Source organism: Pseudomonas sp. Os17 (genome assembly GCF_001547895.1).
Lineage (GTDB): Bacteria > Pseudomonadota > Gammaproteobacteria > Pseudomonadales > Pseudomonadaceae > Aquipseudomonas.
This window is the reverse complement of the sequence record NZ_AP014627.1, coordinates 984,699-1,011,600: the sequence shown is the minus strand read 5'-3', so window position 1 is coordinate 1,011,600 and position 26,902 is coordinate 984,699. Positions and strand designations below refer to the sequence as shown.

22 protein-coding genes are annotated in these 26,902 nt (G+C 61.8%); 17 read left to right on the top strand and 5 right to left on the bottom strand.

Annotated elements, in window-relative coordinates; translation table 11 throughout:
• Nucleotides 1–78 precede the first annotated feature (78 nt).
• Together POS17_RS04460 and POS17_RS04455 are read left to right on the top strand one after the other, a co-directional pair.
• Nucleotides 79–1,719 carry a hypothetical protein gene (locus POS17_RS04460; protein ID WP_060837531.1) on the top strand — a complete coding sequence of 547 codons (1,641 nt, stop codon included), beginning with the start codon at nt 79–81 and terminating at the stop codon, nt 1,717–1,719.
• A gap of 13 nt (nt 1,720–1,732) precedes the next feature.
• Nucleotides 1,733–1,924, top strand: a complete 192-nt coding sequence (locus POS17_RS04455; protein ID WP_060837530.1) for a hypothetical protein — start codon at nt 1,733–1,735, stop codon at nt 1,922–1,924.
• Between the two features lie 89 nt (nt 1,925–2,013).
• Here POS17_RS04455 and POS17_RS04450 read toward each other — a convergent pair whose 3' ends face one another.
• The 3 genes from POS17_RS04450 to POS17_RS04440 all read right to left on the bottom strand — a co-directional run bounded on the left by POS17_RS04450 (nt 2,014) and on the right by POS17_RS04440 (nt 5,655).
• Nucleotides 2,014–3,741 (bottom strand): ABC transporter ATP-binding protein/permease, encoded by a 1,728-nt coding sequence (locus POS17_RS04450; RefSeq protein ID WP_060837529.1) that lies wholly within the window; start codon nt 3,739–3,741, stop codon nt 2,014–2,016.
• A 98-nt stretch (nt 3,742–3,839) separates the two neighbouring features.
• Complete coding sequence (locus POS17_RS04445; protein WP_016968400.1) at nt 3,840–4,400, bottom strand: response regulator transcription factor; 561 nt, start codon at nt 4,398–4,400, stop codon at nt 3,840–3,842.
• Nucleotides 4,393–5,655, bottom strand: coding sequence for an ATP-binding protein (locus POS17_RS04440; protein ID WP_060837528.1), 1,263 nt, complete (start codon nt 5,653–5,655; stop codon nt 4,393–4,395). The genes POS17_RS04445 and POS17_RS04440 overlap by 8 nt, the downstream gene beginning before the upstream one ends.
• Before the next feature lie 230 nt (nt 5,656–5,885).
• Here POS17_RS04440 and POS17_RS04435 point away from each other — a divergent pair, with 230 nt between their 5' ends.
• From POS17_RS04435 to POS17_RS04390, 10 genes are all read left to right on the top strand, one after another.
• A complete protein-coding gene (locus POS17_RS04435) occupies nt 5,886–6,602 on the top strand; it encodes an SIMPL domain-containing protein (protein WP_060837527.1) in 717 nt (238 codons plus the stop codon).
• A gap of 193 nt (nt 6,603–6,795) precedes the next feature.
• Nucleotides 6,796–7,359 carry a cupin domain-containing protein gene (locus tag POS17_RS04430; RefSeq protein WP_060837526.1) on the top strand — a complete coding sequence of 188 codons (564 nt, stop codon included), beginning with the start codon at nt 6,796–6,798 and terminating at the stop codon, nt 7,357–7,359.
• A gap of 805 nt (nt 7,360–8,164) precedes the next feature.
• Nucleotides 8,165–9,790, top strand: coding sequence for an ABC transporter substrate-binding protein (locus tag POS17_RS04425; RefSeq protein WP_060837525.1), 1,626 nt, complete (start codon nt 8,165–8,167; stop codon nt 9,788–9,790).
• A gap of 308 nt (nt 9,791–10,098) precedes the next feature.
• Complete coding sequence (locus POS17_RS04420) at nt 10,099–11,700, top strand: ABC transporter substrate-binding protein (RefSeq protein ID WP_060837524.1); 1,602 nt, start codon at nt 10,099–10,101, stop codon at nt 11,698–11,700.
• A 166-nt stretch (nt 11,701–11,866) separates the two neighbouring features.
• On the top strand, nt 11,867–13,273 hold the full coding sequence (locus POS17_RS04415; RefSeq protein ID WP_060837523.1) for an OprD family porin: 1,407 nt from the start codon (nt 11,867–11,869) through the stop codon (nt 13,271–13,273).
• Between the two features lie 78 nt (nt 13,274–13,351).
• Nucleotides 13,352–14,947 carry an ABC transporter substrate-binding protein gene (locus POS17_RS04410; protein WP_060837522.1) on the top strand — a complete coding sequence of 532 codons (1,596 nt, stop codon included), beginning with the start codon at nt 13,352–13,354 and terminating at the stop codon, nt 14,945–14,947.
• Nucleotides 14,948–15,020: 73 nt separating this feature from the next.
• Nucleotides 15,021–16,031, top strand: a complete 1,011-nt coding sequence (locus POS17_RS04405) for an ABC transporter permease subunit (RefSeq protein ID WP_060837521.1) — start codon at nt 15,021–15,023, stop codon at nt 16,029–16,031.
• An 11-nt stretch (nt 16,032–16,042) separates the two neighbouring features.
• A complete protein-coding gene (locus POS17_RS04400) occupies nt 16,043–16,954 on the top strand; it encodes an ABC transporter permease subunit (protein WP_060837520.1) in 912 nt (303 codons plus the stop codon).
• 10 nt (nt 16,955–16,964) lie between these two features.
• Nucleotides 16,965–17,933, top strand: a complete 969-nt coding sequence (locus POS17_RS04395; protein ID WP_060837519.1) for an ABC transporter ATP-binding protein — start codon at nt 16,965–16,967, stop codon at nt 17,931–17,933.
• Nucleotides 17,933–18,904 carry a peptide ABC transporter ATP-binding protein gene (locus POS17_RS04390; RefSeq protein WP_060837518.1) on the top strand — a complete coding sequence of 324 codons (972 nt, stop codon included), beginning with the start codon at nt 17,933–17,935 and terminating at the stop codon, nt 18,902–18,904. The genes POS17_RS04395 and POS17_RS04390 overlap by 1 nt, the downstream gene beginning before the upstream one ends.
• Before the next feature lie 104 nt (nt 18,905–19,008).
• On the opposite strand, the gene POS17_RS04385 is transcribed toward POS17_RS04390, so the two are convergent.
• Nucleotides 19,009–19,251 carry a hypothetical protein gene (locus POS17_RS04385; protein WP_060837517.1) on the bottom strand — a complete coding sequence of 81 codons (243 nt, stop codon included), beginning with the start codon at nt 19,249–19,251 and terminating at the stop codon, nt 19,009–19,011.
• 336 nt (nt 19,252–19,587) lie between these two features.
• Complete coding sequence (locus tag POS17_RS04380) at nt 19,588–21,171, bottom strand: peptide chain release factor 3 (RefSeq protein ID WP_060837516.1); 1,584 nt, start codon at nt 21,169–21,171, stop codon at nt 19,588–19,590.
• A 349-nt stretch (nt 21,172–21,520) separates the two neighbouring features.
• Here POS17_RS04380 and POS17_RS04375 point away from each other — a divergent pair, with 349 nt between their 5' ends.
• The 5 genes from POS17_RS04375 to POS17_RS04355 all read left to right on the top strand — a co-directional run bounded on the left by POS17_RS04375 (nt 21,521) and on the right by POS17_RS04355 (nt 26,796).
• Nucleotides 21,521–22,237 carry an ABC transporter permease gene (locus POS17_RS04375; RefSeq protein ID WP_060837515.1) on the top strand — a complete coding sequence of 239 codons (717 nt, stop codon included), beginning with the start codon at nt 21,521–21,523 and terminating at the stop codon, nt 22,235–22,237.
• Between the two features lie 24 nt (nt 22,238–22,261).
• Nucleotides 22,262–23,158 (top strand): glycine betaine ABC transporter substrate-binding protein, encoded by an 897-nt coding sequence (locus POS17_RS04370; protein WP_060837514.1) that lies wholly within the window; start codon nt 22,262–22,264, stop codon nt 23,156–23,158.
• Nucleotides 23,159–23,173: 15 nt separating this feature from the next.
• Nucleotides 23,174–23,827 (top strand): ABC transporter permease, encoded by a 654-nt coding sequence (locus POS17_RS04365; RefSeq protein ID WP_060837513.1) that lies wholly within the window; start codon nt 23,174–23,176, stop codon nt 23,825–23,827.
• Complete coding sequence (locus POS17_RS04360; RefSeq protein WP_060837512.1) at nt 23,824–24,981, top strand: osmoprotectant ABC transporter ATP-binding protein OsmV; 1,158 nt, start codon at nt 23,824–23,826, stop codon at nt 24,979–24,981. The genes POS17_RS04365 and POS17_RS04360 overlap by 4 nt, the downstream gene beginning before the upstream one ends.
• Nucleotides 24,982–25,632: 651 nt before the next feature.
• Nucleotides 25,633–26,796, top strand: a complete 1,164-nt coding sequence (locus POS17_RS04355; protein ID WP_047301731.1) for a type III PLP-dependent enzyme — start codon at nt 25,633–25,635, stop codon at nt 26,794–26,796.
• Nucleotides 26,797–26,902 lie beyond the last annotated feature (106 nt).

Below are 26,902 nucleotides of genomic sequence, written 5' to 3'. Positions count from 1 at the left end.
ATTTTCAATTATGCTGAAAACAACTGTATATACATACAGCAAGCCCAAGCATGACCATGACATATCAAGGAGCTAGAAATGTCAGGAATCTCTGCACAGATGCAGCAACAATCAAAGCCGGCGGGCCAGATCATTGCCGACCTGGATCACCTGTTCAGTGAACAGGGCATCGCCATCACCGGCGATGGCGACACCCTGGTGCTGACCGCCGACGGCCACCACACCGTCAAGTACCACCGTCCGCAAGACCTTCCCCTGCCAGCGCACAACCCCCGCAGGGCATTGCCACAATTGCGTTTCGAGGGGGGCGAACACACCGCCATCGGTGACAGCACCCTGCTGCGCTTCGTCAAGGATGGCCCGGCCATTCCCGCCTGGCAGGTCGAACTGCACCTACCCAACGGCCTGGCCCTGACCTACGGCCAGGTGGTGGCCCTGGGAGGCGACTTCTACGGCATTCCCGAGCAACCCATCTGTGACGGCGCGACCGCCGCCGATCGGGTGCAGCGTTTCAACGCCGCTTTCAATTCCCTCGCGGTGCTGCCGGCCTCCAGGGACGAAGCCCGGCAGATCCTGGCCGTGATGCAGAAGGAGGTCCTCGCCGCCAATCAGGCGATCCGCGACGGCAAACAGCCCCATGAAGCCTATGACGCCCTGGGCGATACCTTGTCCGAAGAGTGGAACCGGATTACCGGCGGCGGCAGCGTGGTGTCCGCCCTGTTCCCCCTGGGCCGCTACCTGAAGCTGGCGGCCAACAACGCCGACCACTTTGGCGAATGGGCCCTGGCCGCCTATGTCGCCGGGCATACCGCCGCCCTGCAACAGGCGGCTCTGGCGGGCAAAACCGCGGACGACAAGCAACTGGAACTGGCCTACGCGATGAACGCCTTCGCCGACCACTTCCTCACCGACCTGTTTTCCGCGGGCCATGTCCGCGTGCCGCGCAAGCAACTGGCCGCAGTGGTCACCCCCAGCGACCTGGGCTCGTTGATCACCCGCTTCATGCACGACGAAGACAGCAAGTTCGGCCTCAATGTCAGCAACGCCCTGGGCGAGCGCTGGCATGCCTACGGCGACAAGCGCTACTTCGACAGCGTCGATCACCGCAATCGCCAGCAGGTGAAGCAGGCCGTACAGCGTTCGGCGGATGAGATCTTCGCCTGCTACCTGAGCGGCAACTTGCCAGCTGCCGGCAGCTATGGGGCGCTTCAGGCACTGCCGGATCTGAACGCGGCGAAAACCGGCAACTTCTCGCCACTGTTCGTGATGAGCGGGGACAAAGTGCTGCGCCGCAGCGACGTCAACAACCTCAACGACAGCAAGACCATCGACAACTGGTGGGGCTGGAGCACCTACCTGCTGCTGAAGAACTACAGCCCGAACAAACCGGCGGGCTATCTGGACACTCCAAGCGCAGTGCCGTCGATCCTCGCCGACGGCTGGCAGAGCCACAGCCCCAGTGAACCCAACTGGCTGCCAGGCCAGGCAGTGCGTTATGCCCTCAGCGAAACCAACGGCTTGAACGAGTCTTACATCGGCCCCTGGTCGGCCTATGTCGAACTGAGCGACAGCTTCCAGCCCACCCTGAACATCCCGCCTGGCACCCACAACAGCAGCGCCAGCGGACGCAATGTGTTCCGTCAGTTTCGCGGAGGCTCACCGGAGCTGATCGGCTCCATCGACAAGAACGCCAGTCGCTTCATCGATCGCAACGCCTGATAAGGACATCACCATGACAATCAACCTGAACCTGCAACTGGCCTCCGGCCAATCCCTGAAGGATGCACCGCTGGAGCTGTTGCTCAATGGCGCGCCCATTGCCCGGGCCCGCGTGGATGAACACGGCAAGGTGGTGTTCAACGCCAAGCCGGGCAGCGGCCAACTGGCCGTCCGCGTCGACCGTTCGATCCTCCATCAGCCCTGATCGCCCCTAGCGGGCTTGCCCGCGAAACGGCCTCAGCGCCATGGCTACGCCATGAGCCTGGGGCCAGCGACGCCCTGCCGGCAGCGCCCTCAAGCGGTGACAACCTGCTCCTGCAGATGCCCCTGCTCGATGCGCACATGCCGCGGGTGGAAACGCTTGAGACTGCTGCGGTGGCCGACACTGACAATGCTCAAGCCCGGCAGTTGATCGATCAGTGCCTGGTACAGGCTGGCCTCGTCTTCCTCATCCATGGCCGAGGTCGCCTCATCCATGTACAGCCATTGCGGCGCATAGAGCAGCGCCCGGGCAAAGGCCAGACGCTGCTGTTCACCCGGGGACAACATGCGTTGCCAGTGGTTGCTTTCGTCCAGGCGCGCAACCAGGTGCGGCAGGCGGCAAGTCTCCAGGACCTGTGCATAACGCTCCTGGGCATAGCTGTCGCCGGCTTGTGGATAACTCAAGGCGTCACGCAGGCTGCCAATGGGCAGGTAAGGTTTCTGCGGCAGGAACAGGTAACGCTGATTGGGCAGCAGAATGCTGCCACGTCCTGCCGGCCATAACCGTCCCATGGCGCGCAGCAAGGTGCTCTTGCCACTGCCGGAGCGGCCACTGAGCATCAACCGCTCGCCGGGATTCACGGTCATCTGGGCTCCGGCCAGCAGATGACGGCCGTCTGCCAGGTCCAGGCTCAGGTCACGCACTTGCAATTGCTCGCCCTGATGCTGCACATCGATTGCCGGCGGGCACTCTTCGTTTTCGCTCATGGCCTGACGAAAGCTCAGCAGACGATCACAGGTGGCGCGCCAGGCGGCCAGATCCGAATAGGCGCTGATGAACCAGCTGAAGTTCTCCTGGACGTTGCCGAAGGCCGAGTTGATCTGCATCAGCTCGCCCAGTTCGATCTTGCCGGCGAAGTAGCGCGGCGCGGCGACGATGAACGGAAAGATGATCGCGATCTGACCGTAGCCGGCGGTGAAAAAGGTCAGGCGCTTGGACACCTTCATGATGTCCCAAAAGTTGTGCCAGACCTTGCCGAAGCGGCTGCTCAGGCGCTGGTTTTCGTTTTTCTCACCGTCGTACAGGGCAATACTCTCGGCGTTCTCCCGGACCCGCACCATGGAGAAACGCAGATCGGCTTCAAAACGCTGTTGCTGGTTGTTGAGGCCGATCAAGCGACGTCCGATCAAGTGGGTCAGCCAGCTGCCGACGGCGGCATACACCAGCGCACACCAGAACATGTAGCCGGGAATGGTGTAGCCGAACACCTCGATGCTGCCGGACACGCCCCACAAAATGATCGAGAACGACACCAGGCTGACCAGGTTGCGAATCAGCCCCAGGCCCAGGGACAGGGTATTGCTGGTGAAGCTGTTGAGGTCTTCGGAAATCCGCTGGTCCGGGTTGTCGGTGTAGCCGCCCTGCTCCAGCCGGTAGTAGTTCTTGTTGCCAAGCCAGCGGGCAAAGTGTCTTTCGGTCAACCAGGCCCGCCAGCGGATGGTCAGCATCTGGGTCAGGTAGAGACGATAAACCGCCCCCAGAATTGCCACCGCGGCGATCCCGCAGAAATACAGGATCAGGCTCCAGAAGGCCGCCTCGTCCTTCTTCTGCAAGGCGTTGTAGAAGTCCTTGTACCAACTGTTGATCCACACCGAGATGGCCACGCTGAACAATGACAAGCCAATCACGGCAATCAGCAGCAACCAGGCCTTGCCCTTTTCCTCACTGCGCCAGTAAGGAGTGATCATGGCCCAGACCCGTCGGAAGAATTGACCGCGCACAGCATCGTTGACCGCAGAGTATTCAGCGTTCTGATTCATCGTTGAGGCTCGATTGGAAGGAGGACAAGCATTGAGCCGATCTTAGTAGATCGGCTCGCTTTTTCACGATGTCCGGCGGACATTCGTTCAGTCGCGGTTCAGCGACGGACGGGGCGCTTCTGCAGTTTGCGCTGCAAGGTGCGGCGATGCATGCCCAGCGCGCGGGCGGTGGCGGAGATATTGCCTTCGTGCTCGGTCAGCACACGCTGAATGTGCTCCCATTGCAGGCGGTCCACGGACATCGGGTTTTCCGGCACCAGGGTGTCCAGGTCAGCGTGTTCGGAGAGCAGTGCGGCCAGCACATCATCGGCGTCCGCCGGCTTGCACAGGTAGTTGCAGGCGCCGCGCTTGATCGCCTCCACCGCTGTCGCAATGCTCGAGTAGCCGGTGAGGATCAGCACACGCATTTCCGGATCCAGCTCCAGCAGCTTGGGCAACAGCACCAAACCGGAGTCACCGTCCATCTTCAGGTCCAGCGCGGCGTAGTCCGGCAGATCCTGCTGGGCGATGCTCAGGCCCTCCTCGGCAGAACCTGCGGTACTGACACGAAAGCCCCGCCGGCTCATGGCCCGGGCCATGACCCGGGTAAAGGTGGCGTCATCGTCCACCAGCAACAGATGCGGCAGTTCTTCGCCTTCGACTTGGATCTCTTCACTCATGGTCGTCTCCTCGGGCGGCACGGGGCAGGCGCAGCTCAGTGAGCGTTCCGCCTTCCTCATGACTGTAGAGTTTCACTGAGCCGCCAGCACGGGTCACGCTGGCCTTGCTCAAAAACAGGCCCAGGCCGAAGCCTTTGCCCTTGGTGGTAAAAAACGGCTTGCCGATCTGCTCGGCGATGGCCAAGGGTACTCCGGCGCCGTGGTCGCGAATACTGATGGTGAGGTTTTCCGCATCCCAGTCCAGGCGCACTTCCAGGCCCTCGGCACAGGCATCGGCTGCATTGTTCAACAGATTGAGCAAGGCCTGGGTCAGGTCCGGCGGCGGCGCCAGGCGCGGCACCGGCCCCTCTCCCAGGAGATGAAAGCGGTAGCTGGCCTCGGGGCGCATCAGGTGCCAGCGATTCAAGGCTTCGTCCAGCCACTGGGTGACGTCCTGCATCTCCACCGCCAGCCGGCGATTGGCCTCGGCGGCGCGCACCAGCTGTTGCAGGGTTTCCTTGCACAGCTTGACCTGGTCCTGGAGCACACTGAGGTCATCCTGCAACAGCGGGTCGGGATGGTCCTGGCGCATTTCCTTGAGCAATACGCTCATGGTCGCCAGCGGTGTACCCAACTCATGGGCGGCGCCGGCGGCCTGGGTCGCCACGGCCAGCAATTGCTGATCCCGCAGCCCCTCTTCGCGGCGGATCGCCCGCAGCTCTTCCTGGCGGCGCAGCTCTTCGGCCATGCGTGCGGCGAAGAAGGTGATCACTGCTGCCGCCAGGGCGAAGCTCAGCCACATGCCATAGACCTGCAGGTTTTCCCGGGCGATGGGGAAGGTCTGCAAGGGGTAGAAGCGGGCCAGCAGCAAGGTATAGAGCGTCAGCGCAATTCCCGAGAGCACCACCGAATAGCGCCAGGGCAAGGTCACGGCGGCGATCGTCAGGGGCACCAGGTAATAGGAGACGAAGGGGTTGGTGGACCCCCCGGAGAAGTACAGCAGCACGCTGTGGATAAACAGGTCACAGGCCAGTTGCAGGGCATATTCCAGCTCCGTCACCGGCCACGAGGTGCGCAGGCGGATGGCCGTGAAGGCACAGAGCACCATGGAAAACATCAGGGTCACGCCCAGTTGCAGCCAGGGCAGGGGCAACAGGTCCAGCCAATAGGCGAGCCCTACCGAACCGGCCTGAGCGGCCAGCACCAGGGTGCGGATGAAGGTCAGCCGCCAGAGATTCTGACGGGTGGCGGACAGCAATTTTACGGGGGCGAGCATGAGCTCTCCTGATGAGCGCTCCAGGGCAATCGGCGGGAGTATAACCAAGCAGCCGCCGACGCAGGCAAAACTGCGGCAAAGCGTCACAGAAAAACAGTTGCAAGCCGCAGGCTTTCAGCTACAAGCGTAGTGGCTTGCCGCTTGCGGCTTGAAACTTGCCACTGCCTTACCTGTCTGAAGGTTTCACGCAGGTCGGGATCAACCCTGCGGACCGCACTCAAGGAGTTTCCATGCAGCATTTCAGTCGCAGCCTCGCCCTTCTGGCCCTCAGCACCGGCACGCTCACCAGCCTGCCCGCCCTGGCCGCCGATGAACTGCACTACAACCAGATTTCCCTGCGCGCCGAAGTCAGCCAGGAAGTGGCCCGCGACCTGATGATCGTGACCCTCTACAGCGAATCGCAGAACAGCGACCCGGCCAAGCTCGCCACGGAAATCACCACCACCATGAACAAGGCCCTGGAGCAGGCCCGCCAGGTCAAGGACGTGACCCTGCGCCAGGGCAACCGCAACAGCTACCCGATCTACGACGGCAAGGGGCAGAAGATCACCGGCTGGCGTGAACGCGCCGAACTGCGTCTGGAAAGCTCCGACTTCGCCGCGCTGTCCAAGCTCACCGGTGAGCTGCTGGGCGACCTGAAAATGGGCGGCATGGACTTCGCCATCGCCGATCCGACCCGCAAGGCCAGCGAAGATGCCCTGCTCAAGGACGCGGTCAAGGCGTTCAAGGCCCGCGCGCAACTGGCCACCGATGCCCTGGGTGGCAAGGGCTACAAGATCGTCAACCTGAACCTCAACAGCAACGGTTATCCACAGCCCTACATGCGCGCGCCGATGATGATGAAGGCCGCCAGCATGGACTCGGCACCGGTGACTCCGGAAGTGGAAGCCGGCACCAGCCAGGTCAGCATGACCGCCGATGGCGCCATCGAAGTGCTGATGCCGTAACCCTTTCCCTGCCTCTTCCAGCGGCGATAACCTTCTGCAGAAAGGTTGTCGCCGTTTTTCATTACCAACTATTTCAATCCGAACCCGGGGAACTCGGTTCGCTGATGTTAGAGTTATGGCCCCGGTATGGGGCAGGTCAGATGTTACTGACGTCCGCCGGGTATACTGCGCCTTTCCTATAAGAGTCTCGTCAATGACCGCAGATCGCATCGGCGAACGCCTGCGTCGCTATCGCCGCGCCGCCAAGAAAACCTTGCGTCAGATCGCCAGTGAATCGGGACTGACCGCCAGTTTTCTCTCCCAAGCAGAACGCAACCTCACCGGGGTCTCCATCTCCTCCCTGGTCAACATTGCCAAGTCTCTGAACGTTCCCCTGAACGCCCTGTTCGACCAGCCGATTCAGGCGCAGCCCGACTCCCACGACGGCAAGCGGGTGCGCTACACCATCGAGGGCCAGCCTCTGGCCTACGAACGGCTGTCCAGTTCCTTTCCCGGCAACCTGATCAATGCGGTGAAGATGAACATACCGGTGGGTTATCAGTCGGAGCTGATCTCCCATGACGGTTCGGAGTTTTCGTACGTGCTTTCCGGGCAGATCGTCTACACCATCGAAGGTCAGCAATACCCGCTGAGTGCCGGAGACTCGGTGCACTTCGACGCGACCAAGAGCCATTTCCTGGCCAATGCAGGCCCTGGCCCGGCGGAAGTGCTGACCGTCACCACCATGGGCCTGTTCGACGATCATTCGGCGGCCTGAGCCAAGTCCACAGCCGTCAATGGAACCTCACAAGCGGCACTGCTGCGCAGAGAAATGTTAGTGAGGCTTAATTTTCGTTGACCACGATTTCAGCATGACTTAATTTCGGCATCGGCGAATCGACAATCAATCACATAACAAGCGATCGCCGTCGCCGCACAGGGTCAATGGGGCTGGATCAACGCCCCATAGCAAGGCGAGTTGCCACGGCCCACAAGGCCAATCCTCAGATCTGCCCTAGAAGAAGAAAAAATGAGGTTTGCATGTGTAAGACCTTTGCGCTTCAGGTTTGGCAAACAACGAGGCTGACCCACCCCTGCGGACGGTCGAACGCCTCCCGCAACCTCCACAGTGACAACCTCACTGCGAGCCAAGACTCCCACACCGCCGACGATGCGCTGTTCACTCGCCATCGCCTGCAAGGTCCCGGGCATCCGTCTCCCACGGCCTCCCCTAACCAAACGAACACCGTCATCCGCTCAGGCGAATGCGCCGCGCCCCTGTGTGCGCCAGCCAGGGCCTGGCGGCAGCCGGTCGGCACCCGCGCCAGCGACGCACCCATTGGAGGCACGGCCCGCCCTGCCTGCCCAAGAAAAAGGCGACGTATGCACCAGAAACACCCCGCGCAAACGGTCAAATGCGTCAAGTTTTATACAAATGCGTCATTCCTGTACGTTCGTTCCACTCTTTGAGACTTGTGACAGCCCCGCATCTTGCATTGGGTATGGGGCCTGCATAAGTATCGGCGGGTCGACTCACAAGGTCGCCCTCTACACCAAAAATGACAACAAATCATGAGGCCACCATGTTCAAGAAAGCAGTCCTTCCGTTCTTAGTCAGCGCCGGCTTGCTTGCCAGCGCCCCCTTCGCCCACGCGGCGACTAACCTGGTGTTCTGCTCTGAAGGGAGCCCGGCCGGTTTCGACCCAGGCCAGTACACCACCGGAACCGACTTCGACGCCTCAGCCGAAACCCTGTACAACCGCCTCAGCCAGTTTGAACGGGGCGGCACCGCCGTCATCCCGGGCCTGGCCACCAGTTGGGACATCTCGGACGACGGTCTGACCTATACCTTCCATCTGCGTGAAGGCGTCAAGTTCCACACCACGCCGTACTTCACCCCGACCCGCACCTTCAATGCCGACGACGTAGTGTTCACCTTCACCCGCATGCTCGACAAAGACATGCCGTTCCGTAAGGCCTACCCCACCGAATTCCCGTACTTCACCGACATGGGGATGGACACCAACATCACCAAGGTCGAGAAAGTCGACGACAAGACCGTCAAGTTCACCCTCAAGACCGTGGACGCCGCGTTCATCCAGAACCTGGCCATGAGCTTCGCCTCCATCCAGTCCGCCGAGTACGCCGACAAGCTGCTCAAGGAAGGCAAGACCAGCGACATCAACCAGAAGCCGATCGGCACTGGCCCGTTCGTGTTCAAGAGCTACCAGAAAGACTCCAACATCCGCTACACCGGCAACAAGGACTACTGGAAGCCTGAAGACGTGAAGATCGACAACCTGATCTTCGCCATCACCACCGACCCATCGGTGCGCATTCAAAAGCTGAAGAAGAACGAATGCCAGGTGACCCTGTTCCCGCGTCCGGCCGACCTCAAGGCCCTCAAGGAAGACAAGGACCTGAAGATGCCTGAACAGGCAGGCTTCAACCTCGGCTACATCGCCTACAACGTGATGCCGGTGCTCAAGGGCCGTACCGACGCCAACCCGCTGGCCGACCTCAAGGTTCGCCAGGCCCTGGACATGGCCGTCAACAAGCCGCAAATCATCGACTCCGTCTACCAGGGCGCGGGCCAGCTGGCGGTCAACGCCATGCCGCCGACCCAATGGTCCTATGACACCAGCATCAAGGACGCCAAGTACGACCCCGAGAAAGCCAAGCAGCTGCTCAAGGAAGCCGGTATCAAGGAAGGGACCCAGATCACCCTGTGGGCCATGCCGGTACAGCGCCCCTACAACCCCAACGCCAAGCTGATGGCTGAAATGCTGCAATCCGACTGGGCCAAGATCGGGCTCAAGGTCAACATCGTCAGCTACGAGTGGGGCGAGTACATCAAACGCTCCAAGGGCGGCGAGAACCAGGCCATGATCATCGGCTGGAGCGGTGACAACGGTGACCCCGACAACTGGCTCGGCACCCTGTTCGGCTGCGATGCGCTCAATGGCAACAACTTCTCGAAATGGTGCGACAAGCCTTACGACGCGCTGATCAAGCAAGCCAAGGCCACGTCGGATGTGGCCAAACGCACCGAGCTGTACAAGCAGGCGCAACACATCCTCAAAGACGCCGTTCCGATGACACCTATCGCACACTCGACGGTGTTCCAACCCATGCGCGCCAACGTGCAGGACTTCAAGATCAGCCCCTTCGGCTTGAACTCCTTCTATGGCGTCAGCATCGGCAAATAAGGCCCGACAACGGCGGCGTCGCTGACGTCGCCGTTGTTTTACCGGCCCACACCGTAAGCACCCGGCCTACCTTCGACACACCGCCTCGACAAAGAGCGGTCCCACGAATTTAGAGCCGATTCTTACAGGGCTTTCAGGCACAGCGGATATACGCCCCGGCCTTCGACCCTTAACGTCGAGGCGAGGCAAGACTGCGTCTGTCGGCGGGCATTTGCTACAGCCATGGTTTGGCATCAATGACCTGTACAGGCTCCAGGAAGGAGCCATGGTCCATTGATCATCACAACAAAAAATGGAGATGGACCGTTATGCGTCATTCCCTGATTTTCTCCGCCCTGATAGGGGGCAGCCTGCTGGCCTCCAGCGCCATCTGCGGCGCCGCCGAGCGCAGCCTGGTGTTCTGTTCCGAGGGCAGCCCGGCGGGCTTTGACACGGCGCAATACACCACCGCCACCGACAACGACGCCGCCGAGCCGCTGTACAACCGCCTGGTGGAATTCGAGAAAGGCGCCACCAACGTGCTGCCCGCCCTGGCCAAAAGCTGGGACATATCCGAGGACGGCCTCACCTACCGCTTTCACCTGCGTGAAGGGGTGAAGTTCCACAGCACCCCGTACTTCAAGCCCAGCCGCGACCTCAACGCCGACGACGTGCTGTTCACCTTCAATCGCATGCTCGACGCCGGACATCCGTTCCGTAAGGCCTACCCGACGGAGTTTCCCTACTTCAACGGCATGAGCCTGAACAAGAACATCGCCAAGGTCGAGAAAACCGACCCGCTGACCGTGGTCATGACCCTCAACACCGTGGACGCGGCGTTCATCCAGAACCTGGCCATGAGCTTTGCCGCGATCCTCTCCGCCGAATACGCCGAGCAACTGCTCAAGGCCGGCACCCCCGCCCAGATCAACCAGAAGCCCATCGGCACCGGGCCGTTCGTATTCCAGCGTTACCAGAAAGACTCGCAGATCCGCTATGCCGCCAACCCGCACTACTGGGACCCGAGCCGGGTCAAGCTCGACCGGTTGATCTTCGCCATCAACACCGATGCCTCGGTGCGGGTGCAGAAGCTGCGGGCCGGTGAATGCCAGGTGACCCTGCACCCGCGTCCCGCGGACATCGATGCGCTGAAAAACGACCCGAAACTGCAAGTCATCGAGAAGCCCGGCTTCAACCTCGGCTACATCGCCTACAACGTGCAGCACAAACCCTTCGATCGCCTCGAAGTGCGCCAGGCCCTGGACATGGCGGTGAACAAGCCCAGCATCCTCAACGCCGTGTACCAGGGCGCCGGCCAGCTGGCGGTCAACGCCATGCCGCCGACCCAGTGGTCCTACGACGAAACCATCCAGGACGCGGCCTACAACCCGGAAAAAGCCCGCGAACTGCTCAAGGCCGCCGGGGTCAAGGAAGGCACGGAAATCACCCTCTGGGCCATGCCCGTGCAGCGCCCCTACAACCCCAACGCCAAGCTGATGGCCGAAATGCTGCAGTCCGACTGGGCGAAGATCGGCCTCAAGGTGAAGATCGTCAGCTACGAATGGGGCGAGTACATCAAGCGCACCAAGAATGGCGAGCACGACATCAGCCTGATCGGCTGGACCGGAGACAACGGTGACCCGGACAACTGGCTGGGCACCCTGTACAGCTGTGACGCCATCGGCGGCAACAACTACTCCATGTGGTGCGACCCGCAGTACGACAAGCTGATCAAGCAAGCCAAGCTAGTGACCGACCGCCAGCAACGCACCGAGCTGTATAAACAGGCCCAGCAGTTGCTCAAGCAGCAGGTGCCGATCACGCCGGTGGCCCACTCGATGATCAATCAGCCATTGAGCGCGAAAGTCGAGGGTTTCAAGGTCAGCCCGTTCGGCCGCAACACCTTCTCGGGTGTCAGCCTGGCCCCATAACCGATGAGCCAAAACCTTGGGGACGATTTTCGTCCTCACGCAGACGCTTTGCCTGAATTCGGCGATCAAGCCGTATGCAAACGTTTGCGATGCCATGAATGAGTTCCAAAAACCAGCCGGCCGAAAAAAACCGGCATCTAAAAAAGAAAACAAAGGAGCTTCACCCATGAAACTGAGCAGCAGCGCATTGTTAGCCTTGGCTATCGGTAGCATCACCGCCACGGCCCATGCGGAGAGCGTCAGCCAGGACTTCGTCCCGACTGTACAGAACAGCACCAATGCCCAGGCCGAGGCCAAGGGTTTCATCGAAGGGCAAAGCCTGTCGGGCACCACGCGCAACTGGTACGCCAACGAGCTGAAACGCCGCAATGACCGTTTTTCCTACAACCACAATGGCGTGGACACCTCGACTCCACGCCGGATCAACTGGGTCCAGGGCACCATCCTCAACTACAGCTCCGGCTTCACCGAAGGCACCGTGGGGGTCAGCACCGAAGTCGCGGCCTACAACGCCATTGCCCTGGATCGTGACCGCAAGGACATCGCCGGCAAGAACAACCGCACCCTGACCCATTCCGACGGCGACGCCGTGGGCCAGTGGAGCAAGCTCGGCCTGGCCAACGTCAAGTTCCGCGTATCCAACACCACCCTGACCGCCGGCCGGCAGAACTTCAGCACGCCGATCGTCGACGTCATCGGCAACCGTGCGCTGCCTTCGAGCTTTGAAGGGGTGAGCCTGCACAGCGAAGAGTTCAACAACCTGTCGTTCGATGCCGGCACCTTTGACCGGGTATCGCCACGGACCGAACAGAGCCTGTCGAAATTCCGCTCCGAGTACACCAGCAACACCGCCGAAACCGACCGTGTGAGCATCGTCGGCCTCAACTACCAGCCGCTGAAAAGCCTGAAGACCAGCCTCTACGCCTCCAAGGTGGAAGACTTCTGGAACCAGTACTACTTCGGCGCCACCCACGAGCTGGGCGACAGCTCGGTGCTGAGCCTGACCACCGGCCTGAACTACTACAAGACCGTCGACACCGGCAAGAAAGAGATGGGCGAGATCGACAACGATACCTACTCCCTGTCCATGGGGCTGACCCACCAGGCCCACAGCCTGACCTTCTCGTACCAGGAAGTCAGCGGCAACGAGTACTTCGACTACCTGCATGAAACCAACGGCATCTACCTGGCCAACTCCCTGCTCTCGGACTTCAACGGCCCGAACGAGAAATCCTTCCAGATCGCCTACGGCCTGAACATGGCCGAATACGGCGTGCCCGGCCTCAAGTTCAACGTCTACCAGGCTCGCGGCTGGGGCATCGACGGTACCCACTACACCGGCAGCGCCTACGGCGGCATCAACTCCGAAGGCAAACTCTACGGCGTGAGAACCATGGATGGCGAAACCCACTATGAATACGGCATCGGCGCCTCCTACGCCGTGCAGAGCGGGCCACTCAAAGCCACCGCGATCCGTGCCACCTACACCACGCACCGCGCCAGCAAGAACCAGGCCGACGGCAACATCAACGAATTCCGTCTGGTTACCACCATCCCGTTCAACATTCTCTAACCCACCAGTTGAAGGGCGGGTTCATGACGAATCCGCCGTTCAAGCTAATCTGGTTCAATCGATTGCAGAGGGTTCCTGATGAACATGCTTCCCCTGAAAGCGGCCATTGGCGCCGCCCTGCTGAGCGCCGCCCTCGGCGCCACAGCCAAACCCTTGGTGGTCTGTACCGAAGCCAGCCCGGAAGGCTTCGATATGGTCCAGTACACGACTGCAGTCACGGCCGACGCAGTGGCGGAAACCATCTTCAACCGGCTGGTGGACTTCAAGCCCGGCACCACTGACATCGAACCGGCCCTGGCCGAGTCCTGGGACATCAGCCCGGACGGCCTGCAATACACCTTCCACCTGCGCAAGGGCGTCAAGTTCCACAGCACCGACTACTTCACCCCGACCCGCGACATGAATGCCGACGATGTGCTCTGGAGCTTCCAGCGCCAGCTGGACCCAAAGCACCCCTGGCATGACAAGTCCAGCGTGGGCTTCCCCTACTTCGAAAGCATGGGGTTCAAGGAACTGCTCAAAAGCGTCGAGAAGATCGACGATCACACCGTGGTCTTCACCCTGACCCGCCGAGAGGCACCGTTCCTGGCCGACATCGCCATGGCCTTCTCATCGATCTACCCGGCGGAATACGCCGACAAGCTGCTCAAGGAAGGCAAGACGGCCGACCTCAACAGCAAGCCCATCGGCACCGGCCCCTTCATCTTCAACCGCTACGCCAAGGACGCCCAGGTACGCTTCAAGGCCAACCCGGACTACTTCCGCGGCAAGCCACCGGCCGACCCGCTGGTGCTGGCGATCACCATCGACAACAACGTGCGCCTGCAGAAGCTCAAGGCCAACGAGTGCCAGGTCGCCCTGTACCCCAAGCCCGATGACATCCCCAGCATCAAGGCCGACGCCAACCTCAAGGTCGACGAACTGGCGGCCATGACCACCGGCTACATCGCCATGAACACCACCCGCAAATACATGAGCGACGTGCGGGTACGCAAAGCCATCGACATCGCCTTCGACAAGGAAGCCTACGTCAATAGCCTCTACGGCAAAGGCAATGCGCTGGTCGGCACCGGCCCTTATCCGCCGACTCTGCTGGGCTTCAACAACAGCCTGAAGAACCCGCCCCGGGATCTGGACAAGGCCCGGGCCCTGCTCAAGGACGCCGGGGTGCCGGACGGTACGGTGATCACCCTGTTCACCCGCAACGGCGGCGGCCCGACCAACCCCAATCCCCTGCTGGGTGCGCAGATGATGCAGGCCGACCTGGCCAAGATCGGCCTCAAGCTCGAGATCCGCGTCATGGAATGGGGCGAGATGCTCAAGCGTGCGAAAAACGGCGAACACGATATGGTGTCGGCCGGCTGGGCTGGGGACAACGGCGACCCGGACAACTTCCTGACCCCGAACCTGAGTTGTGATGCAGCGAAAAACGGCGAAAACTACGCCCGCTGGTGCAACAAGGAGTTCCAGGAGCTGATCGACCAGGCCCGCGCCGACGCTGAACCTGCCAAGCGCGCCGCGCTCTATGAAAAGGCTCTGCTGGTTTTCCAACAGGACCAACCCTGGATTCCCATGGCCTATCCAAAAATGTTCACCGCCATGCGCAAGAACGTCGAGGGTTACCACCAGAGCCCCCTGACCACCAACAACTTCGCGACCACCCAAGTGAAGTGATAAGAAACGCCTGCCGCCCTTGACCCCAAGGGTGGCGGGTACGCCTAACCGGCTGATTGAGGTACTTCAGAAGATGTTTAGTTTTATTGCCCGCCGTGTGGGGTTGTTGATCCCCACATTCTTCGGCATCACCTTGCTGACCTTCGCCTTGATACGCATGATTCCCGGCGACCCCGTGGAAGTCATGATGGGCGAGCGTCGGGTCGACCCCGAGATGCATGCCCAGGCAATGGAACGCCTTGGATTGAACAAGCCGCTGTACGCCCAGTACCTGGACTACATCGGCAAACTGGCCCACGGTGACCTGGGTGAGTCCCTGCGCACCCGCACCAGCGTGTGGAGCGAGTTCACCTCGCTGTTCCCCGCGACCCTGGAACTGTCCATGGCCGCCCTGCTGTTCGCCGGCATCATCGGGCTCTTGGCCGGGGTGATCGCCGCCCTCAAGCGAGGGTCGCTGTTCGACCACGGGGTCATGGGCATCTCCCTTGCGGGCTATTCGATGCCGATCTTCTGGTGGGGCCTGATCCTGATCATGTTCTTCTCGGTGAGCCTGGGCTGGACCCCGGTGTCCGGGCGCATCGACCTGCTCTACGACATCGAGCCCAGAACCGGCTTCATGCTCATCGACACCCTGCTGGCCGAAGACACCAGCGCCTTCTTCGACGCCCTGCACCACCTGATCCTGCCGGCCATCGTCCTGGGCACCATTCCCCTGGCGGTGATCGCGCGGATGACCCGCTCCTCGATGCTCGAGGTGCTGCGCGAGGATTACATCCGCACCGCCAAGGCCAAGGGCCTATCACCGGCGCGGGTGGTGTTCGTCCACGGCCTGCGCAACGCCTTGATTCCGGTACTGACAGTGGTCGGCCTGCAAGTCGGCACCCTGCTGGCCGGTGCGGTCCTGACCGAAACCATCTTTTCCTGGCCGGGCATCGGCAAGTGGCTGATCGAAGCCATCGGCGCCCGGGACTATCCCGTGGTGCAGAACGGCATCCTGCTGATCGCCTGCCTGGTGATCATGGTCAACTTCGTGGTGGACATCCTCTACGGCTTTGCCAACCCACGCATCCGTCATCAGCGCTGAGATCAAGACCAATGAGCACTCCAACTACCTCAGTAGCAGTCGATCAAAGCCTGCTCTATCCGTCCGTGTACAAAGAATTCTGGCAGCACTTCTCCCGCAACAAAGGCGCGGTGGCCGGCCTGCTGTTCATGTTGCTGATCGTGTTCTGCGCGCTGTTCGCCCCCTGGGTGGCGCCGCACAACCCCAGCGAGCAATACCGCGACTTCCTGCTGACCCCGCCGGCCTGGCTCGAAGGCGGGCAGATGCAATTTTTGCTGGGCACCGATGAACTGGGCCGCGACCTGCTGTCGCGCCTGATCCAGGGCTCGCGCCTGTCGCTGCTGATCGGCCTGTCGTCGGTGGTGATGTCGCTGATCCCGGGGATCCTCCTGGGACTGTTCGCCGGGTTCTTCCCACGTCTGCTGGGCCCGACCATCATGCGCCTGATGGACATCATGCTGGCCCTGCCCTCGCTGCTGCTGGCCGTGGCGATTGTCGCCATCCTCGGCCCGGGCCTGATCAACACCGTGATCGCCATTGCCGTGGTGTCCCTGCCCTCCTATGTGCGCCTGACCCGCGCCGCGGTGATGGGCGAGATCAACCGCGACTACGTGACGGCCGCGCGCCTGGCCGGTGCCAGCCTGCCACGCCTGATGTTCATCACCGTGCTGCCCAACTGCATGGCACCGCTGATCGTCCAGGCCACCCTGAGCTTCTCCTCGGCGATCCTCGATGCCGCCGCCCTGGGCTTCCTCGGCCTCGGCGTGCAACCGCCGACTCCAGAGTGGGGCACCATGCTGGCCTCGGCTCGCGACTACATCGAACGCGCCTGGTGGGTGGTGAGCCTGCCAGGCCTGACCATTTTGCTCAGCGTGCTGGCAATCAACCTGATGGGCGACGGCCTGCGCGATGCGCTGGACCCGAAACTCAAGAACGCCGCCTGAGGAGATTCCCATGTCACTGCTCGAAATCAAGAATCTCAATGTCCGTTTCGGCGACGCCAAGGCGGTGCCGGTGGTCGACGGCCTCGACCTCAAGGTCGACAAGGGCGAAGTGCTGGCCATCGTTGGCGAGTCCGGCTCCGGCAAATCGGTGACCATGATGGCCCTGATGGGCCTGATCGAGCACCCCGGCATCGTCACCGCCGACGCCTTGAGCTTCGACGGCCGCGACATGCTCAAGCTCAGCGCCCGCCAGCGCCGGCAGATCGTCGGCAAGGACCTGGCCATGGTCTTCCAGGACCCGATGACCGCGCTGAACCCGAGCTACACCGTGGGCTTCCAGATCGAGGAAGTGCTGCGCCTGCACCTGAAGATGTCCGGCAAGGCCGCGCGCAAGCGTGCCATCGAACTGCTGGAGAAGGTCGAGATCCCCGGCGCCGCCAGCCGCATGGACGCCTACCCGCACCAACTGTCCGGCGGCATGAGCCAGCGGGTGGCGATCGCCATGGCCATTGCCGGCGAACCCAAGCTGCTGATTGCCGACGAACCCACCACCGCCCTGGACGTGACCATCCAGGCGCAGATCATGGACCTGCTGCTCAACCTGCAACAAGAGCAGAACATGGGCCTGGTGCTGATCACCCACGACCTGGCCGTGGTGGCCGAAACCGCCCAGCGCGTCTGCGTGATGTACGCCGGACAAGCCGTGGAAGTCGGCCAGGTGCCGCAGCTGTTCGACATCCCCGCACACCCCTACAGCGAAGCGCTGCTGGCGGCGATTCCCGAGCACAGCCTCGGTGCCACCCGCCTGTCGACCCTGCCGGGCATCGTCCCCGGGCGCTACGACCGGCCCCAGGGTTGCCTGCTGTCACCCCGCTGTCCCTACGCCCAGGACAACTGCCGTCAGCAGCGTCCAAGCCTTGATCCGAAAGCCGCCAGCCTGGTGCGCTGCTTCTATCCGCTGAATCAGGAGGTGGCGTAATGGCCGTCGTTCTTACCGCCCGCGACCTGACCCGTCACTACGAAGTGTCCCGAGGCCTGTTCAAGGGCCACGCCACCGTGCGCGCCCTCAACGGCGTGTCCTTTGAGCTGGAGGCCGGCAAGACCCTGGCCGTGGTCGGCGAGTCCGGCTGCGGCAAGTCCACCCTGGCCCGGGCCCTGACCCTGATCGAGGAGCCGTCCTCCGGCTCGCTGAAAATCGCCGGCCAGGAAGTCGCCGGTGCCGACAAGGCCCAGCGCAAGCAGCTGCGCAAAGACGTGCAGATGGTGTTCCAGAGTCCTTATGCCTCGCTCAATCCGCGGCAGAAGATCGGCGATCAACTGGCCGAGCCGCTGTTGATCAACACCAAGCTGTCGGCCGCCGAACGCCGGGAGAAAGTCCAGGCCATGATGAAACAGGTGGGCCTGCGCCCCGAGCACTACCAGCGCTACCCGCACATGTTCTCCGGCGGTCAGCGCCAGCGCATCGCCCTGGCCCGGGCGATGATGCTGCAACCCAAGGTGCTGGTGGCGGATGAACCGACCTCGGCCCTGGACGTGTCGATCCAGGCCCAGGTGCTGAACCTGTTCATGGACCTGCAGCAGGAATTCAACACCGCTTACGTGTTCATCTCCCACAACCTGGCGGTGGTGCGTCACGTCGCCGACCAGGTGCTGGTGATGTACCTCGGCCGGCCGGTGGAAATGGGCCCCAAGGAGGACATCTACACCCGCCCGCTGCACCCCTACACCCAGGCCCTGCTGTCGGCGACCCCGACCATTCATCCGGACCCGGACAAGCCGAAGATCAAGATCGTCGGTGAATTGCCCAACCCGCTGAACCCGCCACCCGGCTGCGCCTTCCACAAGCGCTGCCCTTACGCCACCGAGCGTTGCAGCACTGAAGAGCCGGCCCTGCGACCGCTGGACAACCGGCAAGTGGCCTGCCACTACGCCGAGCAATTCGTGCTGTAGCGGCCATGAAAAAGGCGCTCCCGATTACCTTCGGGAGCGCCTGAACCTTGTTCGACCCGCCCCTGGCGACGGATTGCGCATCAGTCCGTCGCTGGGGGTTTCTTTTAGCCCTGGCTGTCGCCTTCGCCCTCGTCGGTGGTCTGGTCGTCATCGCCGGAACTGCCGCCCTGGCCTTCATCGCCCGGCTCCGAGTCGGACTTGGCAAGCATCTGCACCGGTGCGCTATGGCTCGACTGATAACCCGGCTCTTTCACCTGCAGCAGGTTGTGGGCCCAGGCCGCCGAGGTTCCGAGCGACAGCATCACCAGCACTTTGATCAACAGCACAACGCGTTGGAAAATTCTCATGGTCGATTCCATCCCTTCATAGGTGAATCTTCGAAGGCTGCGAACCCTGCCGAACAGTGACCACAGCACAGTCTGAAACTAGTCGTGATCTCCCGGCTTTGCCAGATAGCCCCCTATCGATACCCAAGCCGTCCAAGCCCTTCCGACTAACGGCGCGCCCTGAAAAACACCACCCCCCGTAGGAGCCGGCTTACCGGCGAAGAAACCCGCCAGCCATGCACCACAGCGTCCGCCGCCTTCGCTGGCAAGCCAGCGCCTAAGGGGCGCGGGCCATTGCTGCGCGCAACAAAAAGCCCCGCTGTCTGGACAGCGGGGCTTCGGGGCTTGCCGGCGAACTTAGTGGTGTTCGCGGGTGGCGCGGAATTTCACGTCCGGCCAGCGCTCTTCCATCAGCGCCAGGTTGACCCGGGTCGGCGCCAGGTAGGTCAGGTGACCACCGCCGTCCAGGGCAAGGTTTTCCACCGCCTTGTTGGAAAACTCTTCGAGCTTCTTCTTGTCGCTGCAGTCGATCCAACGGGCGGACCACACGGTGATCGGCTCATAGGAGCACTCCACCTTGTATTCCTCCTTCAGGCGGCTGGCCACCACATCGAACTGCAGCACACCAACGGCGCCGAGAATGATGTCGTTGCTGCGCTCGGGGAAGAACACCTGGGTCGCGCCCTCTTCGGCCAGCTGTTGCAGGCCCTGACGCAACTGCTTGGACTTGAGCGGATCCTTCAGGCGCACGCGGCGGAACAGCTCCGGGGCGAAGTGCGGAATCCCGGTGAAGCCCAGGGCCTCGCCTTCGGTGAAGGTGTCGCCGATCTGGATGGTGCCGTGGTTGTGCAGACCGATGATGTCGCCGGCGTAGGCTTCTTCCAGTTGCTCACGCTCGGAGGAGAAGAAGGTCAGGGCGTCGCCGATGCGCACGTCCTTGCCGGTACGCACGTGGCGCATCTTCATGCCCTTCTCGTACTTGCCCGAGCAAATGCGCATGAAGGCGATACGGTCGCGGTGCTTGGGGTCCATGTTGGCCTGGATCTTGAACACGAAACCGCTGAACTTTTCTTCCTGCGGCGCCACGGCGCGCTCGTTGGCTTCACGGGGCAGCGGCAGCGGCGCCCAGTCCACCACGGCGTCCAGCACGTGGTCGACCCCGAAGTTGCCCAGGGCGGTACCGAAGAACACCGGGGTCAGCTGGCCGTCGAGGAACTCCTGCTGGTTGAACTCGTGGCAGGCGCCCTGCACCAGCTCCAACTGCTCGATGAAGCGCTCGTACTCGTCACCCAGGTGGGCGCGGGCTTCGTCGGAATCGAGCTTCTCGATGATCTTGGTTTCGGTGCGCTCGTGGCCGTGGCCCGGGGTGTAGACGATGATGTAGTCGTCCGCCAGGTGGTACACGCCCTTGAAGTCGCGGTAGCAACCGATCGGCCAGGTGATCGGCGCGGCCTTGATCTTCAGCACCGCTTCGATTTCGTCCAGCAGCTCGATCGGGTCGCGAATGTCGCGGTCGAGTTTGTTGATGAAGCTGACGATCGGCGTGTCCCGCAGGCGGCAGACGTCCATCAGGGCGATGGTCCGGGGCTCAACGCCCTTACCGCCATCCAGCACCATCAGCGCCGAGTCCACCGCGGTCAGGGTGCGATAGGTGTCTTCCGAGAAGTCTTCGTGGCCCGGGGTGTCCAGCAGGTTGATCATGTGTTCGCGATAAGGGAACTGCATGACCGACGTGGTAATGGAAATACCCCGCTGCTTTTCCATCTCCATCCAGTCGGAGGTGGCGTGGCGGTCGGACTTACGCGATTTGACGGTACCCGCCACCGCAATGGCCTTGCCCATCAGCAACAGCTTCTCGGTGATGGTGGTCTTACCCGCATCCGGGTGGGAAATAATGGCGAAAGTGCGGCGTTTCGCGACTTCGGCGGCCTGTTTGGTCATGGGAAATCGCCTGGCGGTGATCAAAAAAGGGCGCAGATTATAGCCCAGAGAACACCCCGCGGGCCACCGCTGCCCCCGTTGCCGGGGTCGCCGCGCGGCAGATAAACGGTGGCTAAATGCTGCCAAGTATGGAACCTTTTAAAACCTGGAGACGTCCACTCCCCTGTCACGCACTGTCGTCAGGGGCTGAAATATCAGCAAGTTAGCTTGACGAAGCTGCGCTCATGGCTCGTTCACCCGCCGCTTTGCCGGCATTCGACGAGCTGCTTTTCGCGCGCACTGTCCCGGCAGCCAGGAATGGCCCTGCCACACGGGAAAGTGCCCGCCGACCGACAAAAGGAGTCCGCCTGTGGCTATTCGCTATGGCAAAGGGCTGATAGGAGGGGTTGCGGTCATCGCCCTCCTGGCCCTGCTGGTCCACTGGATCGGCATCACGACGATCGAACACTACCGCGACGATCTACTGTTCTACCTGCAAGCTCATCTGTTCCTGGTCCTGGCGTCCATGCTCGCCGCACTGCTGGTGGGCATCCCCGCCGGCATCTTCCTCAGCCGCCCGAACATGGTCGGACGCGCCGAACGCTTCATGCAGGTGTTCAACATCGGTAACACCGTCCCCCCTCTGGCCGTCCTGGCCATCGCCCTGGGGATCCTCGGCATCGGCAGCGGCCCGGCCATCTTCGCGTTGTTCCTCGCCTCCTTGCTGCCCATCGTGCGCAACACCTACGAAGGCCTGAAAAACGTCCAGGGCTCCCTCAAGGAAGCCGCGGTCGGCATCGGCATGACGCCGCGCCAGGTGCTGTGGAAAGTCGAATTGCCCAATGCCGTGCCGATCATCATCGGTGGCGTGCGGGTGGCCCTGGCGATCAACGTCGGCACCGCGCCCCTGGCCTTCCTGATCGGCGCCAACAGCCTGGGCAGCCTGATATTCCCCGGCATTGCCCTGAACAATCAGCCGCAACTGCTGCTCGGCGCCGCCTGCACCGCGCTGCTGGCCTTGCTCCTCGACGGCCTGGTCACCCTGGCCAGCCGCCTCTGGCTGGAACGCGGTCTGCGCCCGTCCTAAGCCCGTCAGAGACAAGGAATCGACATGAAAAAACTAAGTCTGATACTCGGCTGTGCCCTGCTGTTCGCCGGGCTGGCCCACGCCGCGGAAAAACCGCTGATCCGCATTGGCGCCCGGGTCTTCACCGAACAGACCCTGCTGGCGGAAATCACCTCCCAGTACCTGCGCAGCAAGGGTTACGACACCCGCGTCACCGGCGGCCTGGGCAGCAACCTGGCCCGCAGCGCCCAGGAAAGCGGACAACTGGACCTGATCTGGGAATACACCGGGGTGTCGCTGGTGGCCTACAACCACATCGACGAGAAGCTCGACAGCCAGCAGTCCTACGCCCGAGTCAAAGAACTCGACGCGAAAAAAGGCCTGGTCTGGTTGGCGCCGTCCAAGTTCAGCAACACCTACGCCCTGGCCCTGCCGGAGAACGTGGCCAAGGAACATCCACAGATCAACAGCATCAGCGACCTGACCCGAGCCCTGGCCGAAAAACCCGAGGAGAACCGCCTGGTGGCCCTGGACACCGAGTTCGCCAACCGCTCCGACGGCATGGCCGGCATGGTCAAGCTGTATGAGATGAACCTGACCCGCAAAAACACCCGGCAAATGGATGCCGGCCTGGTCTACACCGCCCTGCGCAACGGCCAGGTGTTCGCCGGCCTGGTCTACACCACCGACGGTCGGCTCAACGCCTTCAAGCTCAAGCTGCTGGAGGACGACAAGCACTACTTCCCGGACTACACCGCCGCCCCCGTGGTGCGTCAGGTGTACCTCGACGCCCATCCGCAACTGGCGGCGGACCTCAAGCCGCTGGCGGCGCTGTTCGATGACGAAACCATGCGCCAGCTGAACGCGCGGGTCGATGTCGACCATGAAAGCCCTTCCGCCGTGGCCGCAGATTTCCTGCGCCAGCATCCGATCAACCACTGATAGAGAGGAGAAGACATGGAATTTTTAAACGCCTTTTCCCATCTCGATTGGGCCCAGGTCCTGCACCTGACCTGGCAGCACATCACCCTGGTGGGCATCGCCGTGAGCCTGGCAATTGTCTTCGGTGTGCCCCTGGGCATCCTGATGACCCGCTTCCCGACCCTGGCCGGCCCGCTGCAGGCCAGCGCCACGGTGTTGCTGACCATTCCGTCCATCGCCCTGTTCGGCCTGCTGCTGCCGTTCTACTCCAAGTTCGGCCAGGGCCTGGGCCCGCTGCCGGCCATCACGGCAGTGTTCCTCTATTCGCTGCTGCCGATCATGCGCAACACCTACCTGGCGCTGACCGGCGTCGAACCGGGCATCCGTGAAGCCGCCCGCGGTATCGGCATGACCTTCGGCCAGCGCCTGCGCATGGTCGAGTTGCCCATCGCGGTGCCGGTGATCCTCGCCGGGGTACGCACCGCCGTGGTGATGAACATCGGCGTCATGACCATCGCCGCCACCATCGGCGCCGGCGGCCTGGGCGTACTCATTCTTGCTTCCATCAGCCGCAGCGACATGTCGATGCTGATCGTCGGCGCGGTGCTGGTCAGTCTCCTGGCCATCTTCGCCGACCTGCTTCTGCAATGGCTGCAACGCTCGCTGACACCAAAAGGACTGCTCAAATGATCGAACTTCAAAAGCTGACCAAGACCTTCCAAAGCAACGGCAAGACCATCACCGCCGTTGACTCCGTAAGCCTGACCGTCAATGAAGGCGAAATTTGCGTATTCCTCGGCCCTTCGGGCTGCGGCAAAAGCACCACGCTGAAGATGATCAACCGCCTGATCAAACCCACCTCGGGCAAGATCCTGATCAACGGCGAAGACACCACCGACCTCGACGAAGTCACCCTGCGCCGCAACATCGGCTACGTGATCCAGCAGATCGGCCTGTTCCCCAACATGACCATCGAGGAAAACATCGTGGTGGTGCCCAAACTGCTGGGCTGGGACAAGCAGAAATGCCACGACCGTGCCCGCGAGCTGATGAGCATGATCAAGCTCGAACCCAAGCAGTACCTGCACCGCTATCCGCGGGAACTGTCCGGCGGCCAGCAGCAGCGCATCGGGGTGATTCGCGCCCTGGCGGCGGACGCCCCGCTGCTGCTGATGGACGAACCCTTCGGCGCGGTGGACCCGATCAACCGCGAGATGATCCAGAACGAGTTCTTCGAGATGCAGCGCGCGCTGAACAAGACCGTGATCATGGTCAGCCACGACATCGACGAAGCCATCAAGCTGGGGGACAAGATCGCCATCTTCCGCGCCGGCAAGCTGCTGCAGATCGATCACCCGGACACCCTGCTCGCCCACCCGGCGGACGACTTCGTCAGCAACTTCGTCGGCCAGGACAGCACCCTCAAGCGCCTGTTGCTGGTCAAGGCCGAAGACGCGGCAGACAACGCCCCGTCGGTCAGCCCGGAAACCCCGGTGGCCGAAGCCCTGGAATTGATGGACGAACACGACCGCCGCTACGTGGTGGTGACCTGCGCCGAGAACAAGGCCCTGGGTTATGTACGCCGTCGCGACCTGCACCGTCAGACCGGCACCTGCGCCCAGTTCCTGCGCGAATTCAACGCCACTGCCGCCTACGACGAGCACCTGCGGATTCTTCTGTCACGCATGTACGAGTTCAACCGCTCGTGGCTGCCGGTGCTGGATGCCGAACGAGTGTTCCTGGGGGAAGTGACCCAGGAATCCATTGCTGCCTACCTGAGCTCGGGGCGTTCACGGGGGATGAAGACCAATATCGTCTCACCGGCTGAAGCGGTGGTTGCCTGATCAATAAATAGCCAACAACGAACCTGTGGCGAGGGAGCTTGCTCCCGCTGGGCCGCGAAGCGGCCCCTCTTGGCAAAAAAGAGTGGAACTGCTGCGCAGTCCGCGGGAGCAAGCTCCCTCGCCACAAGGTTTTTTGTCCGCCAACGCGCCGGAAAAAAATATCAACAGCCACCCCCTTGAACGCTGTCCGGCGACACCTTCCGAAACAGCCAAAATCCCCCTCACACCCGCCTCTCGCCGCTAACGTCGCCGATGTTGACGACTTGACACTTTCCAGCCACTTGGCGCGCAAAAGCGTCGAACGTGCAGGTATTTTTAACACCCGTGAATTCTTCGGGAACATCTGTCCGTCATCTGTGTCGGCTACAAAGAGAGGTGTCGTCAACGCACGTCAGACAAGTGCAAAAACGCGACATTTTTTGTTGATCTCAGGCCCCTCACCGCCTAAAGTTCGCGCCGAACGTCCATGCTGGAAACGATCCATCCGGCTCAAGTACTGACGACGAGACAGCAAGGCCAAGGGCAGATTGCCCATGGCCTTTTTGCTTTCGGCGACATGCCTTGGGAAGTAGGCGAACCAAAGTGGGGATACGGAGGACGTTCATTTGCACCCATTGATTTCTAACGTTTGCCAGTAGGAGCTCCCAACGCATGTCGATTAACGTCGAAGACTATTTTGCGCGCGAAACCTTTCAAAAAATGAAGGCGTTCGCCGACAAGCAAGAAACCCCATTCGTGGTCATCGATACCCAGATGATCGCCCAGGCCTACGACGACCTGCGCGCCGGTTTCGAATTCGCCAAGGTCTACTACGCGGTCAAGGCCAACCCGGCCGTCGAGATCATCGACCTGCTGCACGAAAAAGGCTCCAGCTTCGACATCGCCTCGATCTACGAGCTGGACAAAGTGCTGAGCCGCGGCGTCAACCCGGCCAACATCAGCTACGGCAACACCATCAAGAAGTCCAAGGACATCCGCTACTTCTATGAGAAGGGCGTGCGCCTGTATGCCACCGACTCCGAAGCCGACCTGCGCAACATCGCCAAGGCCGCCCCGGGTTCGAAAGTCTACGTGCGCATCCTCACCGAAGGTTCCACCACCGCCGACTGGCCGCTGTCGCGCAAGTTCGGCTGCCAGACCGACATGGCCATGGACCTGCTGATCCTCGCCCGCGACCTGGGCCTGGTGCCTTATGGCGTGTCGTTCCACGTCGGTTCGCAACAGCGCGACATCAGCGTCTGGGACGCGGCGATCGCCAAGGTCAAAGTGATCTTCGAACGCCTGAAGGAAGAAGACGGCATCGAACTCAAGCTGATCAACATGGGTGGCGGCTTCCCGGCCAACTACATCACCCGCACCAACAGCCTGGAAACCTACGCCGAGGAAATCATCCGCTTCCTCAAGGAAGACTTCGGTGACGACCTGCCGGAAATCATCCTCGAGCCGGGCCGTTCGTTGATCGCCAACGCCGGCATCCTGGTCAGCGAAGTGGTACTGGTGGCGCGCAAATCCCGCACTGCCGTCGAGCGCTGGGTCTACACCGACGTGGGCAAATTCTCCGGCCTGATCGAAACCATGGACGAGTCGATCAAGTTCCCGATCTGGACCGAGAAGAAAGGTGAAGTCGAAGAAGTGGTGATCGCCGGTCCGACCTGCGACAGCGCCGACATCATGTACGAAAACTACAAGTACGGCCTGCCGCTGAACCTGGCCATCGGCGACCGCCTGTACTGGCTGTCCACCGGTGCCTACACCACCAGCTACAGCGCGGTGGAATTCAACGGCTTCCCGCCGCTGAAGGCCTTCTACCTGTAAGGGCAGTGGCTAGCTGTTAGCGACAAACTGCAAGAAAAAGCCCATGACGTGTCATGGGCTTTTTTGTATCCGAACACACATCCGTACCTGTAGGAGCGAGCTTGCT

Excerpts from the sequence above, each read along its gene's own strand:
- POS17_RS04385 (WP_060837517.1), bottom strand. The coding sequence starts at position 19,251 with ATGAGAATTTTCCAACGCGTTGTGCTGTTGATCAAAGTGCTGGTGATG.
- POS17_RS04445 (WP_016968400.1), bottom strand. The coding sequence starts at position 4,400 with ATGAGTGAAGAGATCCAAGTCGAAGGCGAAGAACTGCCGCATCTGTTG.
- POS17_RS04355 (WP_047301731.1), top strand. The coding sequence starts at position 25,633 with ATGTCGATTAACGTCGAAGACTATTTTGCGCGCGAAACCTTTCAAAAA.
- POS17_RS04460 (WP_060837531.1), top strand. The coding sequence starts at position 79 with ATGTCAGGAATCTCTGCACAGATGCAGCAACAATCAAAGCCGGCGGGC.
- POS17_RS04365 (WP_060837513.1), top strand. The coding sequence starts at position 23,174 with ATGGAATTTTTAAACGCCTTTTCCCATCTCGATTGGGCCCAGGTCCTG.
- POS17_RS04410 (WP_060837522.1), top strand. The coding sequence starts at position 13,352 with ATGAACATGCTTCCCCTGAAAGCGGCCATTGGCGCCGCCCTGCTGAGC.
- POS17_RS04455 (WP_060837530.1), top strand. The coding sequence starts at position 1,733 with ATGACAATCAACCTGAACCTGCAACTGGCCTCCGGCCAATCCCTGAAG.
- POS17_RS04425 (WP_060837525.1), top strand. The coding sequence starts at position 8,165 with ATGTTCAAGAAAGCAGTCCTTCCGTTCTTAGTCAGCGCCGGCTTGCTT.
- POS17_RS04450 (WP_060837529.1), bottom strand. The coding sequence starts at position 3,741 with ATGAATCAGAACGCTGAATACTCTGCGGTCAACGATGCTGTGCGCGGT.
- POS17_RS04435 (WP_060837527.1), top strand. The coding sequence starts at position 5,886 with ATGCAGCATTTCAGTCGCAGCCTCGCCCTTCTGGCCCTCAGCACCGGC.
- POS17_RS04400 (WP_060837520.1), top strand. The coding sequence starts at position 16,043 with ATGAGCACTCCAACTACCTCAGTAGCAGTCGATCAAAGCCTGCTCTAT.
- POS17_RS04440 (WP_060837528.1), bottom strand. The coding sequence starts at position 5,655 with ATGCTCGCCCCCGTAAAATTGCTGTCCGCCACCCGTCAGAATCTCTGG.
- POS17_RS04390 (WP_060837518.1), top strand. The coding sequence starts at position 17,933 with ATGGCCGTCGTTCTTACCGCCCGCGACCTGACCCGTCACTACGAAGTG.
- POS17_RS04380 (WP_060837516.1), bottom strand. The coding sequence starts at position 21,171 with ATGACCAAACAGGCCGCCGAAGTCGCGAAACGCCGCACTTTCGCCATT.
- POS17_RS04395 (WP_060837519.1), top strand. The coding sequence starts at position 16,965 with ATGTCACTGCTCGAAATCAAGAATCTCAATGTCCGTTTCGGCGACGCC.
- POS17_RS04405 (WP_060837521.1), top strand. The coding sequence starts at position 15,021 with ATGTTTAGTTTTATTGCCCGCCGTGTGGGGTTGTTGATCCCCACATTC.
- POS17_RS04415 (WP_060837523.1), top strand. The coding sequence starts at position 11,867 with ATGAAACTGAGCAGCAGCGCATTGTTAGCCTTGGCTATCGGTAGCATC.
- POS17_RS04420 (WP_060837524.1), top strand. The coding sequence starts at position 10,099 with ATGCGTCATTCCCTGATTTTCTCCGCCCTGATAGGGGGCAGCCTGCTG.
- POS17_RS04430 (WP_060837526.1), top strand. The coding sequence starts at position 6,796 with ATGACCGCAGATCGCATCGGCGAACGCCTGCGTCGCTATCGCCGCGCC.
- POS17_RS04370 (WP_060837514.1), top strand. The coding sequence starts at position 22,262 with ATGAAAAAACTAAGTCTGATACTCGGCTGTGCCCTGCTGTTCGCCGGG.
- POS17_RS04360 (WP_060837512.1), top strand. The coding sequence starts at position 23,824 with ATGATCGAACTTCAAAAGCTGACCAAGACCTTCCAAAGCAACGGCAAG.